20 protein-coding genes are annotated in these 19,803 nt (G+C 57.2%); 3 read left to right on the top strand and 17 right to left on the bottom strand.

All coding sequences use genetic code 11. From position 1 onward, the window contains the following. Position 1: 1 nt before the first annotated feature. Both DXH95_RS07330 and DXH95_RS07325 read right to left on the bottom strand, forming a co-directional pair. Positions 2-967 carry an alpha/beta fold hydrolase gene (locus tag DXH95_RS07330; RefSeq protein WP_115548722.1) on the bottom strand — a complete coding sequence of 322 codons (966 nt, stop codon included), beginning with the start codon at positions 965-967 and terminating at the stop codon, positions 2-4. Between the two features lie 29 nt (positions 968-996). Then, positions 997-1,344 (bottom strand): arsenate reductase family protein, encoded by a 348-nt coding sequence (locus DXH95_RS07325; protein WP_115548721.1) that lies wholly within the window; start codon positions 1,342-1,344, stop codon positions 997-999. Between the two features lie 139 nt (positions 1,345-1,483). Between DXH95_RS07325 and DXH95_RS07320 the strand changes: the two genes are divergently transcribed. Beyond that, a complete protein-coding gene (locus DXH95_RS07320; RefSeq protein WP_115548720.1) occupies positions 1,484-3,589 on the top strand; it encodes a TonB-dependent receptor in 2,106 nt (701 codons plus the stop codon). A gap of 49 nt (positions 3,590-3,638) precedes the next feature. Here the strand turns inward: DXH95_RS07320 and DXH95_RS07315 are convergent, their stop codons facing one another. The 11 genes from DXH95_RS07315 to DXH95_RS07265 all read right to left on the bottom strand — a co-directional run bounded on the left by DXH95_RS07315 (position 3,639) and on the right by DXH95_RS07265 (position 13,004). Then, positions 3,639-4,319 (bottom strand): DUF4386 family protein, encoded by a 681-nt coding sequence (locus tag DXH95_RS07315; protein WP_115548719.1) that lies wholly within the window; start codon positions 4,317-4,319, stop codon positions 3,639-3,641. A 122-nt stretch (positions 4,320-4,441) separates the two neighbouring features. Then, positions 4,442-5,002: a gamma carbonic anhydrase family protein gene (locus tag DXH95_RS07310; protein WP_115548718.1), complete on the bottom strand. Its 561-nt coding sequence runs from the start codon at positions 5,000-5,002 to the stop codon at positions 4,442-4,444. Next, positions 4,999-7,242 (bottom strand): fused MFS/spermidine synthase, encoded by a 2,244-nt coding sequence (locus DXH95_RS07305; protein ID WP_239016572.1) that lies wholly within the window; start codon positions 7,240-7,242, stop codon positions 4,999-5,001. Before DXH95_RS07305 ends, DXH95_RS07310 begins: the two co-directional genes overlap by 4 nt. Further along, complete coding sequence (locus tag DXH95_RS07300; RefSeq protein WP_115548717.1) at positions 7,239-7,808, bottom strand: GNAT family N-acetyltransferase; 570 nt, start codon at positions 7,806-7,808, stop codon at positions 7,239-7,241. The genes DXH95_RS07305 and DXH95_RS07300 overlap by 4 nt, the downstream gene beginning before the upstream one ends. A gap of 57 nt (positions 7,809-7,865) precedes the next feature. Continuing rightward, a complete protein-coding gene (locus DXH95_RS07295) occupies positions 7,866-8,315 on the bottom strand; it encodes a thiol-disulfide oxidoreductase DCC family protein (RefSeq protein WP_115548716.1) in 450 nt (149 codons plus the stop codon). Beyond that, positions 8,308-9,423 (bottom strand): saccharopine dehydrogenase family protein, encoded by a 1,116-nt coding sequence (locus DXH95_RS07290; protein ID WP_115548715.1) that lies wholly within the window; start codon positions 9,421-9,423, stop codon positions 8,308-8,310. Before DXH95_RS07290 ends, DXH95_RS07295 begins: the two co-directional genes overlap by 8 nt. Further along, positions 9,417-9,887 (bottom strand): DUF2269 family protein, encoded by a 471-nt coding sequence (locus DXH95_RS07285; protein ID WP_115548714.1) that lies wholly within the window; start codon positions 9,885-9,887, stop codon positions 9,417-9,419. Before DXH95_RS07285 ends, DXH95_RS07290 begins: the two co-directional genes overlap by 7 nt. 115 nt (positions 9,888-10,002) lie before the next feature. After that, on the bottom strand, positions 10,003-10,863 hold the full coding sequence (locus DXH95_RS07280) for a metal-dependent hydrolase (protein WP_115548713.1): 861 nt from the start codon (positions 10,861-10,863) through the stop codon (positions 10,003-10,005). Next, complete coding sequence (locus DXH95_RS07275) at positions 10,860-11,360, bottom strand: styrene oxide isomerase (RefSeq protein WP_147291699.1); 501 nt, start codon at positions 11,358-11,360, stop codon at positions 10,860-10,862. Before DXH95_RS07275 ends, DXH95_RS07280 begins: the two co-directional genes overlap by 4 nt. Positions 11,361-11,425: 65 nt before the next feature. Beyond that, positions 11,426-11,989, bottom strand: a complete 564-nt coding sequence (locus tag DXH95_RS07270) for a GNAT family N-acetyltransferase (RefSeq protein ID WP_115548711.1) — start codon at positions 11,987-11,989, stop codon at positions 11,426-11,428. 121 nt (positions 11,990-12,110) lie between these two features. Further along, a complete protein-coding gene (locus DXH95_RS07265) occupies positions 12,111-13,004 on the bottom strand; it encodes a LysR family transcriptional regulator (RefSeq protein ID WP_115548710.1) in 894 nt (297 codons plus the stop codon). A gap of 413 nt (positions 13,005-13,417) precedes the next feature. On the opposite strand from DXH95_RS07265, the gene DXH95_RS07260 reads away from it, so the two are divergent. Both DXH95_RS07260 and DXH95_RS07255 read left to right on the top strand, forming a co-directional pair. Beyond that, complete coding sequence (locus DXH95_RS07260; RefSeq protein WP_115548709.1) at positions 13,418-14,191, top strand: MipA/OmpV family protein; 774 nt, start codon at positions 13,418-13,420, stop codon at positions 14,189-14,191. Between the two features lie 61 nt (positions 14,192-14,252). Next, positions 14,253-14,867 (top strand): DUF2306 domain-containing protein, encoded by a 615-nt coding sequence (locus tag DXH95_RS07255; protein ID WP_115548708.1) that lies wholly within the window; start codon positions 14,253-14,255, stop codon positions 14,865-14,867. A 19-nt stretch (positions 14,868-14,886) separates the two neighbouring features. Here the strand turns inward: DXH95_RS07255 and hemB are convergent, their stop codons facing one another. From hemB to DXH95_RS07235, 4 genes are all read right to left on the bottom strand, one after another. Next, a complete protein-coding gene (hemB, locus tag DXH95_RS07250) occupies positions 14,887-15,885 on the bottom strand; it encodes a porphobilinogen synthase (RefSeq protein ID WP_115548707.1) in 999 nt (332 codons plus the stop codon). A gap of 39 nt (positions 15,886-15,924) precedes the next feature. Beyond that, positions 15,925-17,502: a M23 family metallopeptidase gene (locus DXH95_RS07245; protein WP_239016571.1), complete on the bottom strand. Its 1,578-nt coding sequence runs from the start codon at positions 17,500-17,502 to the stop codon at positions 15,925-15,927. A 246-nt stretch (positions 17,503-17,748) separates the two neighbouring features. Further along, positions 17,749-18,756 carry a PAN domain-containing protein gene (locus DXH95_RS07240; RefSeq protein ID WP_181883591.1) on the bottom strand — a complete coding sequence of 336 codons (1,008 nt, stop codon included), beginning with the start codon at positions 18,754-18,756 and terminating at the stop codon, positions 17,749-17,751. Beyond that, positions 18,753-19,766 (bottom strand): PAN domain-containing protein, encoded by a 1,014-nt coding sequence (locus tag DXH95_RS07235; RefSeq protein WP_147291698.1) that lies wholly within the window; start codon positions 19,764-19,766, stop codon positions 18,753-18,755. The genes DXH95_RS07240 and DXH95_RS07235 overlap by 4 nt, the downstream gene beginning before the upstream one ends. Positions 19,767-19,803 lie beyond the last annotated feature (37 nt).

The following is a 19,803-nucleotide window of genomic DNA, read 5'->3' as shown; positions in this document are numbered from 1 at the left end:
CCTATTTGGCTGCTGAGTTGGCTCGACTGAGCCAGTCGCGTACATCCTCAGCGCTTTTATCGGCGACTTCCTCCATCGGCAAATGTCCGATGCCCTTATAGATTTGCTTGCTGCTGTTCTTGTAGGTTGAAGCGAACCATTCGGCGCTGCTGACCGGAATCAGCTTGTCCTCATCACCCCAAAGGATCAGCGCGGGTACCTCGCGCGTAGCTTCGCCAACCGGTTTGGTGGAATAGCGGTTGGAAAACTGAGCAAAACGCTTGCCGGTTGCTTCGCGATTTCCTGGATAGCGCAGCAATTCCCAATATTCATCGATCTCGGTTGGTGTCGCAACCGACTGGTTGCTGACGCTCTGCCTTAGCGAGCGTTCGATGACGCTGCGCGGCGTGATGACACTCATGATGGGCCGAAGTGCTGGTATACGCGCGATACGGAAACCGATGGGCAACGCCTTGGGCTGAGAATTGGGCGCGCCGCTGGCATCGACCAATATGATGCCCTGCAGCTTATCGGGATGCGCCTTGGCATATTCATGCGTCACCCAGCCGCCCATGCTGTTTCCGCCCAGATAGAATTTGGAGAGGCCGCGGTTTTTGGCCACCCGGTCGACAACGTCGACAAAGCCTGCTGCGCTATAATCGTCCTTTGGGTGCGGGCCGGTCAGGCCGTGGCCGGGCTGATCATAGCGGATGATGCGATATTCCTTGCCCAGCCGGTCAACCCATTGCTGCCATGTGTGGAGCGAGGCGTTGGAACCGTGGAGCAGGATCAGGGCAGGGGCGTCCTTCGGCCCCTCGTCACGCAGATGGACGGTCAGGCCGTCACCCAGATCGACAAATTCGGACTCGGCGTTGGCATATTTGGCGCGCAGCTCGTCAGCCGGGATGTCAGGGGCATAGCCCCATGCAAAAAGAGCCGCGACCGCGACGAGCAGAGCTATGGCGGTCCATTTGAAGAATTTACGCATCCCTGTCCTCCCTGCGCTGTCACTATGTTCTACAGTATTTCGTGCACTTTTTCCTGCGGCCGGCACAAGCGTACGCCCTTGGCGGTTTCGACAAAGGGCCGTTCGACCAATATTCCGTCTTTCACCATTTCATCAAGAATGCGATCGCCATCTGCGCCGTCGATCAGCCCCAATTCCTCGGCGGGTGATCCGCGGGTGCGCAACGCTTCGCGTGGGGTAAGGCCAGCATCGCGGAACAGCTGCACCAGCTTGGTTCGCTCAAAGGGTGTCTTGCGATATTCTATGACCGTCAGGTCGACGCCCGGTGTTTCCTGAAGGATTGCCAGTGTCTTGCGGGAGGTTCCACAGTCCGGATTATGCCAAATGGTTGCTTTCATAAAGGCTCCTTTGCAGCCCTTCTATGACCTTTCTAAAAAAGTTCAACAGAGTGTCGCTTTTGCAATTGCACATGATAACAATTCTCAATAAGGCGTTATTTGGGGGTTGAGATTCATTCTCAACAAAGGGACAAGTTGAATGAAAATTGGTGTTACGGGAATTTCGGCTCTGGCCATTTCGATGGCATTGGCGGTTCCGGCTGTTGCAGGTGAATATATAGAAGGTGGCGATCAGTGCGAGGATTGCCGGACGATCATCGTCACCGGCGCCAGCACCGGCTATGTCGCGCAGGATATCGTCACCGCGACCAAGACCGACACGCCGCTCCTTGATGTCCCCCAGACCATCCATGTTGTCACCCGCGAACAGCTTGACGATCAGGCACAGTACAGCTTGGGCGAAGTGCTCCGCTATGTCCCGGGTACCACCGTGGGGCAGGGTGAGGGCAATCGCGACCAGATCACCTTGCGCGGGCAGAATACTTCGGCCGACTTCTTCCTCGATGGCGTACGTGACGACGTGCAATATTATCGCGGGCTCTATAATGTCGAGCGGGTCGAGATACTTAAGGGGCCCTATGCGCTGATCTTCGGACGCGGTGGTGGTGGTGGTATCATCAATCGTGTGCAGAAGACACCTGTCGCTGACGAAACATTCGGAGCTACCCGCGCGAGCGTCAACAGTTTTGGCGGCTGGGATTTGTCCGCAGACCTCAACGCTCCTTTGGGTGACAAGGCAGCGGTTCGCCTCAACGCCACCTATGAGAAAATGGAAAGCGACCGGCGCTTCGTCGATGGCGAACGCTATGCCTGGAACCCCTATCTGGCGGTCGACCTCAGCGACGACTGGAAGCTTGGGCTTTCCTATGAATATGTGAATGATGACCGCGTGCCCGATCGCGGGGTGCCTTCGATCGCCACCGCTGCCGGTCAGCCGAACACCCCGGTTCGCGGCTATGACCAGCTTTTCTTTGGCGTACCCGGTATCAATCGTACCACATTGGAGGCGCATATCGCCAAACTGCGGCTTGACGGCCAGTTGGCGGACAACCTGAAATTCACAAGCACCTTACTCTATGGCGATTATGACAAGCTGTATGTCAATGTGTACGCCAATAGCGCTGTCTCTGCTGCGAATACCGTAACCCTCGATGCCTATTCCGACCCGACCAAGCGCGAAAACCTGATCGGGCAGGCGAACCTCATCTGGGATATCGAAACCGGCGCGCTCGAACACAAGCTGCTGTTCGGTGTCGAATATGGTGACCAGAAGACGCGCAATAGGCGTTTCAACCGGACCTTCAGCCCCGGCACGACCTTTAACCTCAATACTCCGGTCTATCCGACCGTCACCTTCACCACTCCGTCGCGGGACACGATGTCCGACGTCGAGTTTTTCTCTGCCTATGTCCAGGACCAGATCGGCCTCGGCGAGCATTTCGATATCGTTGTCGGCCTGCGTTATGACCATTTCCAGATTGACGGCATAGACTTCATTCCTGCGGTGGATCGCCCCTTTGCAAGGAGCGATGATAAAATCAGCCCACGTTTCGGCCTGATCTGGAAACCACAGGAAAATGTCTCGATCTATTCGAGCTTCAGCCGCTCCTTCCTACCGCGTTCGGGCGACCAGTTCGTCTCGCTGACGACAACGCAGGAAAACCTCGCGCCAGAAAAATTCACCAATTACGAACTGGGCGCGAAATGGGATATTCTTCCCAACCTGAATGTCACCGCGGCCGTGTTCCGGCTGGATCGCAGCAATGCGACCACGCCCGATCCGGCCAATCCGCTGACGACAATCAATGTGGGCAAGACGCGCACCAAGGGCCTTGAACTGGCGGTGACTGGCCGTGTGCTATCCAACTGGCAGGTGAGTGCGGGCTACACATATCAGGATGGTACCTTGCGCGGCAATGACAGCGTCCGGCTGGCGCAGCTGCCAAAGCACCAGTTCAGCCTTTGGAACCGCTATGATGTCAGCGACGTCTTGGGGGTTGGCTTGGGTGTGATCCACCAATCCAGCCAGTTCGCCGCAATCCGCACCAGCGCCATAACAACCAAGCTTCCCAGCTTTACCCGTGTTGATGCGGCCTTGTTTTATGATGTCAGCGAAAAGGTGCAGTTGCAGGCGAATGTCGAAAACCTGCTCGACACCGATTACTTCTCTGACGCGCACAACAATAACAATATCACCCCCGGCGCGCCGATAAACGGGCGGGTGACGGTGCGGGTGAAGTTTTAGCGAAATGTAGGCCGACGGAGTGGGAAGCTTCCGTCGGCCAAGATGTCCATCAGATATTGGCAGGTTCACCAAATCCGCGGACAAGAAGCCATAAAGCCAGCGTAAGGTGCACGAGGGCTAGCGGTGCCAAAAAGGCAAAATTGACTTCGCTGCCGAACAAACCTGTCGAAACACCCGTCATCTGTGACAAGGCGGCCAGCATCCCAATCCCGCCCAGCCAGCGCGGAATCAAGGCAGATTTCTGTAGCATATAATAAAGCAGTAGAACGCTGATGCCGCCTGTGAGCATGGTGGGAAGATGCAAGCCATCGCGCAATCCGGCGATAACATGCCGGATGGGTTCGGCAAGCTTCACAAGTTCCCCGCCGGATTCAGCAATCATTGTAGAGCCTAGGCTGCGATATAGTTGCAACGTGGCCATTTCGACTCCACCCAGACCAAATTGGCCGGCTTTCAAACCCAGATAGCCAAGTGACAGCCAGAAAATGGAGCGTCCCACCGAGACCTTGCACAGCAAGGCTGCTGCCATCAACGACACTATCCCGGATATCATCGACAGAAGCACGATCATGCCGACGAGATCGGGCCGTTTTCCAGCGCCGAGGAATATTCCCATCGCGCCATCGCCGCTACGAATGCCGGGCTGTAACCAGAAGTTGCTGGCGATATCGAGCACATAGCCCAACAGAATGGCAGCGCCGAACCAGCGCCCCGCGGATTGTAGTTTCATATTTCTGCCCCTGTTTGTCTTTGGGTGCCGGATGTTCAATTCCGGCTATGTCCAGAGGCTAGGGATGCAGGACTACAGATAACAAGCTGTGCGAATGCGCTAGCACAGTTCGAATCGCGGTTTCAGTCGAGGCTTACGACTGCCTTGGCGTGCGCTTTCCCGTTTTCAACATAGTGCGCAACACCCATACGCATTCCTATCAGAGCGGGTTCGGGCAATTCGCGCACCAGCTTGGCGGGGCGACCGACCCATAGCTCCTTGGGACCGATGGTTTTGCCTTCTGGCAGCAGCGCGCCAGCACCGAGCATACCGTCTTCCTCAACGGTGCAGCCATTCATGATGATTGCGCCTAACCCGATGAAGCCGCGGTCTTTGATTGTGCAGCCATGCACCATCGCCATATGGCCGATCAGCACATCATCTCCGATTATGGTCGGGCATTCGGGCTCGTTCGGCTTTGGGCCGTCGCAATGCACGACGCTGCCATCCTGGATATTGGTGCGCGCACCGATCACGATGCGGCTGACATCGGCGCGCAGCACGCAATTATACCAGATGCTCGCTTCTGGCCCGATGGTGACATCGCCGATGATCCGGCACCCGGGTGCGATGAAGGCGCTTTCATGGATTTGCGGCGTCTTGCCGTGGATGGGAATGATCGAAACGTCGGGGCGATTGGTCATCTTATAATCTTCCAGAAAGAGACATAGGGAAGGACCGAGGCATAGTCGTCGGTCCAACGGTCATCGGGACGCGGTGGTTTGAGTTTGATCCAGCGGTCGGGGTAAAAAAAGGCCGGGCGTTTATCATAGACCATGCCAGTTAACTGCGCGAGCTTGCCCGGATCGGGGCTCATCGCAATCCATTGGGATGGGCGCATTCCCTGATTGACGGCGCCCACAGGCGGACTGTCAAACCGCAGTGCCGCAGCCCATTTACCAGCTGCTGCTTCTGCGGCGATTACGGGATTAAGATCGATATAGCGGTTCGATATATGGACGAGCAGGATACCGTTTGGTTTCAGTGCGCGGCGATATACCGCAAAAGCTTCCTTGGTCAGCAAATGCAGCGGGATCGAGTCCGACGAAAAGGCGTCTATCGCCAACAGGTCGAAACTGCCCTTTGGTTGTTCCGACAAAGTCAGCCGTGCATCGCCGACATGCATTTTGGTGTCGGGCGCGCATTTTTCAAGAAAGCTGAAAATTTTCCGGTCGCGGGCGATTTCGACCATCAGCGGGTCAATTTCGAAAAAATGCCATTCCTGCCCGGGTTTCTTATAGCAGGCGAGGGTACCAGTGCCGAGGCCGACGACGCCGATGGCGGCCCCGGGGCCGAACAGTTCCTCCGCCCGGCGCGACGCAATTCCAACGCCCGAACTTTCGCCATAGTAGCTGATTGGCAAGGTCGGTTGGTCCAGCAACTGCATGCCGTGCATTGTTGTACCATGGCTCAACCAGCGGACGCTGGCATCGCTGCTCTGGTTGATCGTATATGTACCGAAATAGCTGCGCATCCGGGTATCGCTGAGGCTGAGTGTCAGATTGTTCCAACCACCATTGGCCAGCATCGCACCTGCAAGGACAACGGAAAGCGCGACTCGGCGTCCGCTTACCACAACGCCAGCAATCAGGATGACCGCAATCAGCGCCGTTTTGATGCGCTGGCTTTCTAGTCCCAGTTCTTTGCCGACATAGATGCCAATTCCAAGCGCGACGATAGCAATCAGCGTTGTCGCGAGCGTCCAGCCGAACTTGCCGAACGTCTCCTCTTCACCCAGTGAAAACAGCCGAAGCTGGGGCAGGAGTAGCGCTGCCGCAAGCAACAATATGGGATGCTCCCACGTCCAGTTGAAAAGCAAGGGCGCCACAATTGCGCAGAAAAAGCCGCCTATTACTCCACCGACCGACATCATTAGATAAAATTCAGTCAGTTGTGATGCATCGGGGCGGGTTCGATACATTTCGGCATGCAGCGCGACGGCCAACACAAAGAGCAGCGTGACGCTGACGCCCAGTCCGGTAAAAACCGCCGTTCCCCACAGCATGAAAATCGATGCCCCGCCCAACAGTAAAACGAAGGCTGCGGAGCGGCTAAGTATGTCGGCCAGCAAGCGATTGTCCGCAAAGGCGACGGTAAAGCTCAGCAAATAAAGGCCCAATGGAATCACCCAGATCAGCGGCATCGCCATCAGATCGGTGGTCAGGTGCGATGTTGTTGACAGCATCAGGCCTGAAGGTACCGCCGCCAGCGCGACCCAGTAGAGCCGTTGTTTCCAAGTAATCGGTTCAGTCTTGATTTCTGTCCGCACTGCGGCGTTCGATCTGTCGTTCCAGATAGCGCGGGCGCAAATCAGAACCAGCAGGAACAGCAATGCGTAGAGACCGCTCCAAAGCCATGTCTGCGCCTTGATAGGCATATTGGGCTCGACCAGCAGTGGATAAGCGATCAACCCGCCAAAGCTGCCAAGGTTGGAAGCAGCATAGAGCGCATAAGGCTCCCCCCGATTGCCCGCGAGGCCGAACCAGCGCTGCATCAGCGGCGCTTGGGCCGCGACGGCAAAGAAGAGTGGCCCAATAGAGGCGAGCAACAGCCAGGGCACCCAGAATATCGGTGACCCATCAGCCGGGATGGCAAAGCTTGCCAGGCTGATAGGAAGCCACAAGGCTGCGGCGATCAGAACCGCCAGATGTACTCCCGCCTGTCGCTTCGGTGCTTCGCGTGATAACCGATGGGCATAGGCATAACCGGCAAGCAGCAATGCCTGATAGACCAGCATAGCGCTGTTCCACACCGCAGGCGCGCCGCCCAGCCGGGGCAGTGCCATGCGCGCGACCATCGGTTGAACTAGGAAGAGCAGGAAACTGCCTGTCAAAATGGTGAGGACGAACAGGGCCCGTCCGCGCATTCCGCTTGCTTCGCTCATTCGCTTGCTTTTGTCCTCTCCCATTCCTCACGACCAATGCGATATGTTACATGCCTTAGCAATGGGCTATCGGCGGGCAGCTGCGGATGATCGAAATCAAGCGCGGGGTCGTGCACCATCCCGACCCGTTCCATTACCGCACGGCTGCGAAGGTTGTCGGTGTTGGTGATTGCCCAGACGGCATCGTCGGGCAGATTGTCAAACGCCCATTGCGCCGATGCAATCGCCGCTTCGGTCACAAAGCCTTTGCCCCATGCAGAGGGCGTCATGCGCCAGCCAGCCTCGGGCTTGCCGTCGATAGAGGTGCCCGGCCGCCCGCGAACGATCCCGCACCAGCCGATGAGCTGCGCATCCTCCTTGCGCTCCATCGCCCAAAAGCAATGGCCCTCGTCCTCCTGCATCCGGTACATCCTCGCTACCAGCGCCGCCACTTCATCACGGCTCATCAGCGGGCCCAGCGTTTCCATGACGATCGGGTCAGAACAAATGCCGTGGAACGGATCAATATCCTCCTCACACCATTGGCGCAGGATAAGGCGAGGGGTTTCAAGGCGGAATGCGGGCATGGGGCGCGAATAATAGGTTTTTGGTCAAAGAGCTATGCACTTGTCGCAGGTCAAAAATCAAATCAGCCGCTGCCGCTGTTCCTCGGTCAACAGCGCGCAAAATTCGGTTTTGCCGAACCAGCGATAGCGATTGCGGGCAATATGACCGTAAACCCAATCGCGTAGGCCGGATGGGATGAGCCCGGCGATACGCAACAGATGCCAGGGACCGCCCAATATCTGGCACAATTTGAGATAACCAGCCGACGCAGTGTAAGCTCGACCGTCCGCTATCAGTAGGTAGGACTCGTCCAACGCCATCCCGAAATGTCGGTACAATGCCTGTCCCAATTCCCCTTGCGCCGACGTCAGATTTACACATCGCTTTCGGTCAAATCGCATCAGCCAAGCAGATCCGGTCGAACAGAGAACACACACGCCGTCGAACACAAATAGCGCCTTGCTATCATCGAATGTCGGAACATTAGGGTCGTTACGATAACTGAAAGGCGCATGTGTTTCAGCCATGTACAGAGTCCGCCATAACCGAGATATCAAGGCCCTTCAGTGCCGCCAGATATTCATCAAGACCAATCAGATCGAGGCACGGTGTTGCGCCGACGTGATCAATTTCCCCTCGTGCCAGTTTTCGGGCGAGAAGGATTGCTGGCATGCAGGGAATATATGGTCCGTGCCCCGCCCGCGCGATCAGGAAAAGGCGCGCCGTCTTTTGCCCGCCCGACTTGCCCTGGCCGGACAGATACATGTGAAAGCCGCTCCGGCTGGTCCCCATCCAGTCGAACAGGAAGGCGATGCGCAACAGCCGCTCGGCATGCGGGGCTAGCGATTGGATCAGACCCGTCCGTACCGCCCAGCCGAGCAGCCATGTTCCGAAGTGCAGGATCGCTAGTTCATGCCCTGCCGCGAAGCGCAGGTTTTGCAGTTGTGGATAGCGCGAAGGGAACAGCGCAAGGTCTGGAATGTCGCAATTGCCAAACCAGCGACGACCGAGCTCTGGATAGCGCTCGCTATGGGTATCCTGCCAGCCGAACACGCTGTGCGGCCTTCCGTCGCGGATCATTTCAAATGGTTTGCCGACATAACTCAATATGGCTGATGTCGTTGCCAGACCGCGATTGGTCTGTTGCGCTGCGCTGATCCCGTAATCGATGCGGTCGAGGCGTTCGAAACCGGGCAAATAATGATCAATAACCGCCGCGGTCAGGCACGGGACCGAGCTCGCCCCGCTGACAATCAGAACGCCCTTCGCTTTTGCTGCGGCATCGAGCGAGCCGATCTGTGCGACAAAATCGCGCGCGTCTGCAAGGTCGAGATAATGGCAACCCTGTTCGATGCAGGCGCGGGCGACGCGATAGTCCTGCGTCTGGAACGGGCCGGTTGTGTGGACGACAATGTCCGGAGCCATGGCCGCGAGTGCGGCGCCAACATCGGCATCTATATCGATGCGATGCGCCTCTGCCGGGTTGGCTGTTTCCAGACTGGTAATGAACCTTTCGGCCTTTTCGACCGAACGCCCGCCAATCAGTAGGCGGATGGCCGGATCGCTGGCCAGCGACCGCGCAATATAGCTGCCGAAATTGCCATAGCCGCCAATGATGAGAACGCGTTTCACCATGTCGGCTTCATCACCATCAGGCCGAATATGACCACCAGCCCGCCAAAGGCTGGCCAGCCGAGCGCAAACCACCAGCGGAAAAGGCGGTTAAAGGCACGCTCATCAAAGGTGCCATCGATTGCTTGCCGGTCGAGCATGCGTTTCATCGCGACTTGCAGGTAAACGACAGGAAGCCAGCACAAACCGGCCAGGATATAGAGCGCATAGGTCCCTACCAGCCAGTAATCGGTCCAAGTGAAGCCACCCTGCCAGACCAGCCACGCGCCGGTCAGCGGCTGTAGGATCACGGCGGGCAGGGTGAAGGTGAAATCCGCGACAACGGTGAAGCGCGCGGCATAGCGACGTTCGTCAATGTTCTTGGAACGCAGTCCCATCAGCATGAAGAAAGCGATGCCAATCCCGGTGCCAAACAGGATTGTGGCACTGAGTATGTGGATCACTTTGACGATCGAATATAGGTCCACGCTGCCCTCTTGCTAGTGTATTAGACCAACTAAGTGCGGGAACAACAATTGCAAAATAGGCTAATGCACCAGTTCGGATCTGCAACCCCTGGTCAAAGCCTGCACCGCCCTTCGCTCACCCCGCCGCGAACTGAGCGGGTATCTCCGGATCACGCGTATCGAGCAGCGGTATCCCCCCTTCGGGCAACGCGGCATAGGCCTTGGCCCATTTGGCGACCCAATCGGGGTCGTGTACCTTTGCCGGGTGATAATAGGGCAAGAGCGAGCGCAGCATGGCGGGGGAGGTGTGGATCAGGAAGCGCGCGACCATCGCATAAAGCCGCAACCGGCTCGATAGTTTTGACCAGCTGCCATCACGGATGAGCATGCGCTTATAGGCTTTCCGGCTTGCCCAGGCGACATGCGCGGTGGCGAAAATGACGCCCCAGACGCGCGGCCAGAAATCTCCGTGCAAATCCTGATAGAGATCGAACGCCACATTTTTGTGCTCGGTCTCTTCAACCATGTGCCACAGGATGAGCGAAGTCACCGACGGGTCAGCTCCGGTGAACAGCATCCCGCGCGCGTCAATCAGCCATTCGGTAATGCCCATCGTCATCGTTTCAAAACCTGCCGTATAGGCAAGCCGCCAGCGAAAGCTTTTCGACTGGAATTTCTTATATTCGGCGGTCAGTTCGTCCTCGACATCAGCGAGGTCGGGATAGTCGCGTTTGAGCAATTCGTTATAGCGCCGGTGGTTCTGGAAATGCTGGCCTTCCTGCCCGACAAAGGCGTGAACGTCTGCTTTCAACTGCGGGTCTTTCACCTGCGGCAGCGCCTCCATCACGGTCTTGATCAGGAAGGGTTCCAGATAGGGCATGGTGAGCGATGCACCGTTGACCATATGGCTCCATTCGGGCCGCGCCGGGTTCCAGATTGCTGCAATCGGTTCCGAAAAGGCGAAGGGCATGCGGCGAACGACGATGCTGTTGCTCATGCCTCTTCTCCCATCTGCCGGTAGCGTTGCCAGATTCCCCAGAATAACAAGCCAAAGCTGATGTGGACGCCGATGACGGCGGGCCAGCCAGCAAGGAAGATGAGATTGTTGGTCAGGACGTCACCGGGGAAGGGACCACCGCCAAATTCGAGACCGCGCGTGCCAAAGACGGCATTGGCAATCGCGGGCAGGGTAAAGAACCAGCCAAAGGCCAAAGTTGACCAGAACAGCCAGCTTTGCGCCCGTGGGCCGAGCGTTCCGAACCGCGCAGCCATCGCGATGGCGATGAACAGCGTGCCGTTCATGATGCCCTCAAGATGCGCCATATTCCATGCGCGCCTGTCGCCCGAAATGTTAACCGGCACGTCGGTGACAATTGGCCAAAGGTCGATCGCGCCCAGCAGAAAGAAGAAATAGACCCAGCCAGTAGCCACTGCCGTTATTAACAGGCCAACCCCGTTCAGTGCCAACAGCACTCTACGCTTTTCACTCAACATCCAAATCTCCCCTATTTGGCGTTGTCAGGTGAGTAGCGTAGTTGTCCGACGTTAATCGGACAAGGTTATTCGCGGGCACGCCAATCTTCGCGCTTCAGGCGATAGATGATGGTGGGGTTTTCCTCTGGCGGATATTTGGGGTCGACATAATCCAGCTCGCGCATCCGCTCCATGCCGAGCTTTTCCATCATCTGCCATGATGCCACATTTGCATCGCTCGTCTGGGCATAAAGCAGGTCGAGCCCGTGGCGAGTAAAGGCAAGATCGATCACTGCGCGCGCGGCTTCCATCGCATAGCCTTGACGCCAATGGCTTTCGGCAATGCTCCATCCTATCTGCAGCCCTGCGCGCAATTCGGCAGGGGCTGCTTCAACATCTATTGGGGCAAGCCCGCAATGGCCAATCAGCAGGCCGTCGTCCTTCGTTTGCAGGTGCCAAAAACCATAGCCATCCTTCGCGATGCTCGCTGCTTTGCGAGCAAAGTCTGCCTCGACCTCATGCCGTTCCTTCAAACCGCCCAGATGTTCCAGCACCGCAGGCGTGTTCATCACCTCCATCCAGCGATCAAGATCGCCAGGGGCTTCGGTGCGGAGGATGAGGCGGGCGGTTTCGGCAACTATCTCGGTCATATTGTTTGTAAGGCGCTTGGGTTGAAATTTTGGCACGCTTGGACGCGAAGCCGAATAAGGTGAACAGATCGCGTTGCGGCACCTATTTGTCCAGCCTAAACTGGACGAGGGCACATACGTCTTAGGGTTTTCGCGACAGCTCTGCGGCCAGAAAATCGAAAACGGTACGCACGCGTTTGCTCTTGTTCAATTCGCGGTGCGTTACCAGCCACATCGGAACGACAATCGGTTCCATGTCTGGAAGGATGCGGCGAACCAGTGGCTCAGCGTCGCCGATATCCTTTGTTATGCCCCCGATACCAACGCCCTGTTTCACCAGTTGCCATTGCGCGATATGGCTGTTGCAAACGACCGGGAAATTTTTCTCGGTCAGAGTGAGGCCCATCATATCGAGCATCTGCACCAATGGCCTATTGTCGGCAAATGCCAGAAAATCGGCATTGGTCAGATCGGCAAGAGTTTGGGGATTCCCTATCTTTGCCAGATATTCGGGTGTCGCGTAAAAATGGGCTTCATCGTCTCTAATCTTTTTGGCAATCAGGTCTGGCTGCGACGACGGGACATGCCTGACCGCAATGTCGGCTTCACGGCGCAACAGGTCTGACGTGGTATCGGAGGCTGCAATTTCTACGGTAATGCCCGGATATGCCTGGCGCAGTTTCGCGATGATCGGCGGCAGCACATAGGCGCTATAGGCTTTACTGGCGGCGATGCAGATCGACCCTTCTATCGATTGTGACTGACCCGACGCAGCACGAGACACGCGCGAAGCGGCCTCGCCCATTCCACGGACATGCTCCAGTAATTCAAGCCCGCTTGGGGTCAAAACCAGCCCCCTGCCTACACGCTCAAACAATACAAGGCTGAGTTCGTCTTCCAGCGCATCGACTTGCCGGCTGAGCGTTGGCTGCGTCATCCCCAATGCGCGGGCCGCAGCAGAAAGCGAGCCTTCCTCTGCCGTAACGAGAAACGCGCGCGCCCTGTTCCAATCAAATTTTACCGACCGCCAATCCATACATTTGTGCATATATGAAATAGCAATTACCGCAATTGTTAATCGCAAATCGTATAGCTACTTCTCTGGTCGAGCCATACGAACACACCCCAAAACCAAGGAATTATAAGTATTGTAAGCCCTTAGGTCGCAACCCTGGCTCATACGCCAATTCTCTCCCGCTCCCTTTGGACATGCAAAGGTGCGGGCAGGAAGTTGGCAGTGGTCGTCGGCGAAGGTCCTATTCCCCAAAGCGGGATTTGGTCTTTGCCGATCCGGGCGAGGATCGAATTTTGCATTCTACCCCCCAGTGACTCTGCGGACAAAATTCGATCCTCCCCGGGAACCCAACACATCAACAAACATACCAAATCGGTAACAGGCCCCCGGTCTGCCCGTTTTGTCGCCCAACGTAATTCCAGGAACCACATTTTATGACCCATAAACTTGCCAAATCGCTTGTGACGGCAATGGCCTTCATTCTCCCGATGTCGTCCTTGCAGGCACAGGACAGTGATGGCGATCAAAACGAAAATCACATCGCCGTAGGCGTCGGTTTCCTCGACCACTATGCTCCATTCAATTCGGCTAAATCGCAGGCCAATCTCCTTCCCATCATATCGATAAAGCAGGGCGCCTTTTACTTTGAGGTCGCCGAGACAGGCTTTCAGTTCGAAAAGGAGACGGGCAGCATAAAGCCATCGGTGAACCTTTTTATTGCGGCGCGTAGTCCGAGCGGGCGTGATCGTCAGAAACTGTCTTTCGATGCTGGCGCGCGTTTCTCGCTTGAAAGCAAATTGGGCATCGTCAGTGCCGAAGTCCGCCACGACGTCACCGACAAGTTCAATGGATCGGAGGTCATTGCCCGGTACAGCTACCCGATTTCAACCGGCCGTTTCCTGATCACGCCGTCTGTGCAGGCGAGTTGGCTGGATGAGAAGGCCGCCAATTATATGTACGGCGTAACGACGGTGCAGCGCGCTCGCATGATCAGAAAAGGGCGGCGGACAATTCTGCCTGTTACCGCGATCCTCGACGATGCGCTGAATCTTGGTGGCGATATCTCGATGGCGGTGCAACTCAATGATCGGCTGACGTTGATCGCTATGGCCGGGGCAACCGCGCTGGACAAATCCATCCATAGAAGTCGGGCAATCGAACAGAAATGGGAGGCGCAAAGCCTGTTGGGCCTGACATACAGATTCTGAGGACATTTGCTGCGCGCCGTGATTGCGATGGCGCAAGGCATTGTAAAAAAGGAGTATTGAAATGGCTCGCCGTCTCAACAGGCCCGCTTCGATATTCGCCCTATTATATTTTGCGACCCTGCTGGGAACGATTTTGGGGCTGGTGCAAGTTGTGCAGATCCCGCTGGGTGCGCTGCCCGAGGACAGTCAGCGCCTGAGTGCGACCCCCGTCTGGCATTTCATGCACGTACTGGGCGGCTCCGCATTCGGGCTGCTTGGTCCCATCCAGTTCAGTCGTGTGTTGATGGGCAAATATGGATTGCTGCACAGGGTTGTCGGGCGGGTTTTTGTGGTTTCGGGAGCTATGATCTCATTGAGTTCGCTGGGTCTGCTGTGGCACTTTCCTGACACATATTCGGTGGCGGTCAATTATGGGCGCCTGCTATTCGGGATTGCTCTGGGCGTGGCGTTGACAATGGCGATGCTGGCAATCCGCAGGCGGGATTTTACCCGGCATCGCAATATGATGATCCGTGCCTATGCCGTCGGCATTGGAACCACCATCGTCTCAATGATATTCTTCCCCATTTATGTGATCACGGGGGAGCCGCCAAAGGGCCTTGTCGCCGATATCCTGTTTTTGGGATCCTGGCTGGGCTGCATTATGTTCGCTGAGGCTGTGGTACGTCGTATCTGACCGTCTGTGATTTACAGGCTTACCCGTTCAGCAACCGCGCCGCATGGGCAGCATGGTAGGTCAGCACGCCAGAGCAGCCTGCGCGTTTGAAAGCGGTGAGGGTTTCGAGGACGAGGGCATCGCGGTCGCCTGCTCCAGCGGCTGCGGTGGCCTCGATCATCGCATATTCGCCGGAAACTTGATATCCAAATACAGGAACTTCGAAGCTATCTTTCACACGGCGTATGATATCCAGATAGGGCAGGCCCGGCTTCACCATCACGCTGTCCGCCCCTTCTGCGATGTCCATCGCGACCTCGCGCAGGGCTTCGTCGCTGTTCGCCGGATCCATCTGATAGCTTTTCTTGTCGCCCTTCAGCAGCCCGCGTGAGCCGACCGCGTCGCGGAAGGGGCCGTAAAAGGCGCTGGCATATTTGGCGGCATAGCTCATGATCTGGACATTCACATGCCCGTCCATTTCGAGCGCCCGGCGGATCGCGCCGATGCGGCCGTCCATCATGTCGCTGGGTGCGATAATGTCCGCCCCGGCGCGTGCCTGATTGACTGCCTGATCGACCAGTACGCCAACCGTTTCGTCGTTGAGGACATAGCCGTCACCATCGATCAGTCCATCCTGCCCATGGCTGGTATAGGGGTCGAGCGCGACGTCGGTCAGCACGCCTATGGCATCGCCATGCGCCTGCTTGATCGCGCGGATGGCGCGGCACATCAGATTGTCGGGATTGAGCGCCTCTGCGCCATCGTCACTGCGCCGGTCCGCCTGCGTGTTGGGGAAGAGCGCGATGCACGGAATGCCGAGGTCGATCGCTTCCTTCGCGCGCACCACGATCTGGTCCACCGACCAGCGCGACACGCCGGGCAGCGAGGCGATGGGTTCCTCAACAGCGTCACCTTCGGTGATGAACAAAGGCCAGATCAGGTCTGCGGGGGTCAGCACAGTCTCGCGCACCATCGCGCGGCTCCAGAGTGTCGCGCGGCTGCGGCGCAGGCGGGTGTTGGGATAGCTTGGATTGCTCATCGCCGCTGCTTAGCCGACGATGCCGTCCGGCTCAACGGATTAACCGGCCGGTTTGGCTAAACCGATTTTCGCCGCCGAAATCCTGTCAATTTCGCGTTCGGGCACATCGTTGCGGCGCGATGCGGCGGGCAGGGGGGCGAGCGCAGCGCCTGGCTTTACCGCCTTTAGACGTGCCAGTTCGCCCTTGAAGCGCGAAAGATCGCCGCCCGAAAGCTGGGCCCGCTGGGTGAAGGTGATCGACAGCGGGTTGACCGGGCGACCGTCGCGATAGAGTTCGTAATGGAGGTGCGGGCCAGTCGACAGGCCGGTCGAGCCGACATAGCCGATAATCTGCCCCTGCCTTACGCGCTGCCCGGGGCCAGCGACAATACGGCTCATATGGGCATAGCCGGTTGCGATGCCGCCGCCATGGTTCAATTGTACGAAATTGCCATAGCCACCCTTGCGTCCGGCATAGGCCACAACGCCATCAGTCGCGGCAAAAATAGGCGCGCCATAACCGGCCTTGAAATCGAGGCCGCTATGCATGCGTTTATACCCCAAAATGGGATGTCTGCGCATGCCAAAACCGGAACTGATCCCGCCATTGACCGGACGGCTCAATTGCCCGCGTGATTCCCCAACTCCCGACGCTTCGAACCACTGGCTGCCATTGCCGACATTCCATTTGAGCATCTGGATGCGCGGTTTGCCGCCGCGCTCGATACCGGCGAACATCAGATTGCCGATCTGCACTTCGCCCGTTGCAGCACGTTTGTACTCGACCACAAGATCGAATTCGTCGGTCGCACCAATGTTGGACAATTGGGTCCGGCTGGCAATGACTTTCAGGAAATCCTGCACCGCTTCTGCAGGCGCACCAGCGGCGCGGGCGGATCGGTACAGACTTGGACCAACAACACCGCGTACGCGCAAGGGTGTCGCATCAACTGCGATTGGCTGGCGATCGAGTGTCAAGCCACCTGCAGCCGATCGATTGACGGCAAGGCGAAGGTCGAAACGCGCCCGGAAGTCCAAGCTTTCGAGCGGTCGAGCCGAATTTTTAGAGGTACGCCTTCCAAGGACGATTGCAATCGGTGTGCCCGGTTCGATTTCGGCAGTAGAAGCGGCGCTGCTGACTAGAGCCAATGCTTGCGTCGCATCATTTCCACCTACGCCGGCGCGCTGCAACACTCGAGCAAAGCTGTCGCCCCGACCCAGCGTGGCGGTTAACTCGATGCGCGGCCGTTCCGGGCTGGCGGCAAGCGCACGCACGCTGTCATTCGCGGCCATACGCCGTCCGGTATCGCTGCCATAGGCCAGCGGAGTTATCATTTGCGCCCGGGCCTCTTCCATTTGTGTAGAGGTGGGCATAGCGGGCTGGGCACCATAGACAGGGCCAAAATCGGGAACAAGCGAGAGAGCCGCAACGCTCAATAGAGTGAGGGTTCCCAGACCACGAAACCAGCGGAGCGAGCCTATGTCCTCGCCAAGATCAGGAACCCAGTCGATAGCAGCCAGTCGCTCGCGCCAATCAGGAATCGAAACGCTGCGCAACGGTTGCATCATTGCATCCGCAATGATGACATCACCGCCGCTGCCGACAGCCGCCAATCCTGTTTCGCGTTTACCGAACACTTCGACCCTTGACCCCCGCCAATATCCCCTGAAGGCTCAGGAACGGGCTTTACTGCCGCACCGATTGTAACCAGACGGGGTTAAAGTCAAATTAAGAGCGTTGGCAAGTGCGTTTACCGGCGGTGAGATGTGTAAAATAGGTGGTCGAGTTACGCTAGCTCAAGGTAGACCGCTTATTTCGGGGGGAGGGATTGGCAGAGGGCACCTGCCGGCTGCAGGCCGCCGCCAAGATCTCGGCATGGAATGTCATCTGGGCCGGATAACCCCGCTTTTCACCAAATTGTTGTAGTTGGTGCCGCGAAAGAGCGGCGTGCCGACATTGGATTTCAAATGGCATATCGAAGTGCGGTTGCCCTGTGCACCGAGATAGGCCTCATAGTCCGGACTGGTCCACGTGTACGCCTTGCACGCGGCGTCATCCAGACAGCGTCGCACGCAGCTATTGCCAAAGTCATGGCTGGTTTCGAAGCTGGCATAATCGATACCGCCCAATGAAATACCTTCGGCCATGAATGCCTGGCGGTAGCCGTCAATGTGCCACCACCATTTGGAATATTGGATGCGATCCCAGTGCAGCGTGTCTCGTTCGAGCTGGCGGATTTCAACTATGTCGAAAAACTGTTCCGATCCTTCCTCGCAGGGCCATAGGATGACGTCGGTTCCTTCGCCACGACCACCGCCACGCATCGCCCAGCAAAACGGCCGATAGTTTATTTCGCCACGTAGGTCGCTGTTCACTTCCTTCACTTCCTTGTGATGGACAATTTTGTAAGCCGAACGTGCGGGTTGCCAGGATATCTCGATATGGTCGCGCTCGGCGCCATCAGTACAAGGCAACAGATCAACGCGCGAAGGGCCGAAAACCACACCACGCGCAGATTTCGCACATTCGGTAAGGTTGGTGCCTTCCAGTTTTCCAGCGGAATGGATGGTCGCATATTGTTGCGGGTCGAACTGGACGATCGCGAACAACTGTCTTTGATCGGCGGGATTGCAGGTCGCCAGCTTCAGGTGGGGTTTCTCCAACAACCCGCCGGATGCCTGACTGATGCACATTTGCGCATTGGTCGGCCGGATTAAATAATAGGCGGGACGCAAAGCCCCTATGCCCAGCGCATTCATTTGCGCCACCGATATCGGTTGCGACAGGGGAGGTACGGGCGATTGTTGCGTCCATGCCGGACGGGTTTTGCCCTGGGCCATTGCAGCGCTTGCGGACAGCAAGGCCACTATTGTGAGAAATTTTTTGATCATGGCCGGATTATCCCGCTGAAGAGCTTGCCCATGGCAGACTTGCCTCGGTTGATTGGCGTGAAGCCGCCATTTTTCCACTGGCAGATGGGTTTGGAGTTGCCGCCATAGCCTGCGGCGGACCACGTCCATGCCTTGCAGTTGGCAAGTTCGGCGCAACGCTTCATGCAATAATCTCCATTGTCGGCGATGGTTTCAAAGCTGGAATAGCTGACGCCCTGCAAATCGACGCCATTGGCTGGCGAAAGGCGGCGGGGGCCATCGGGGGAGACAGCCCAGCGGGTGCGCGCCAGCAAGCCTGTTTCGAATCCGGGCGTCACTGGCCCTTGCCATTCGAGCATGAACCGCTGGTCGGAGCCGCTGTTGCAGCCCCAACGGATCAGGTCGGCTTTGTCTCGTGACGCACCGCGGACTGACCAGCAATCACCATTGTCTCCTCCGCCGGTCAGTGTTTTGAACTCATAGGTGTCCTGCCCGACCGGCAATATCATGAAACGCTGGTCGTCTGTGCCTGCCACCGACCAGTCTCCAGCACCCGTGGGCAGATCGCAGCCTTTCAGGTCGATGCGCGCCGGGCCGAAAACGACCCCTCGGGCAACGGTGGCGCAATTACCGATTTGTCCCGGAACATTCGCCCGGCTTTCGGTAATCAAATGGTCCATGTTGGTTCGGACCGTATAACCACCGTCAGGGTGGGGGAGGACGAACCAGCTAAGAGTCGACCAGGCACAATCACTATGGAGAAGATAGGAATTTTCCAAACCCAGTGCCGCATGATGACCAATGCATTTTCCGGAATGCAACGCCCTGATCTTGTACAGACCGGGCCGTGGTCCGCGCGGAGCATATAGATCACGACGCTGCTGCAGGCTCAAATTCCCGCTGACCGGTTCGGCTATGCCCGGCCCGTCCATATGGACAATCTGGTCGACTTCGCCTTCGGCCCCGGCAACCGCTGACCATCCAGCTGTCATCGCCAATGCGAATAAACAATATGTAACAGACCGGAACACGGCTTTCTCCTTAATCCGGAAGCGGACCTTTTAAGGA

Origin of the sequence: Sphingorhabdus pulchriflava (genome assembly GCF_003367235.1) — a bacterium.
GTDB classification, from domain to species: Bacteria; Pseudomonadota; Alphaproteobacteria; order Sphingomonadales; family Sphingomonadaceae; genus Sphingorhabdus_B; species Sphingorhabdus_B pulchriflava.
Note: the sequence above shows the minus strand (reverse complement) of the source record. Positions and strands in the feature narration are given on the sequence as shown.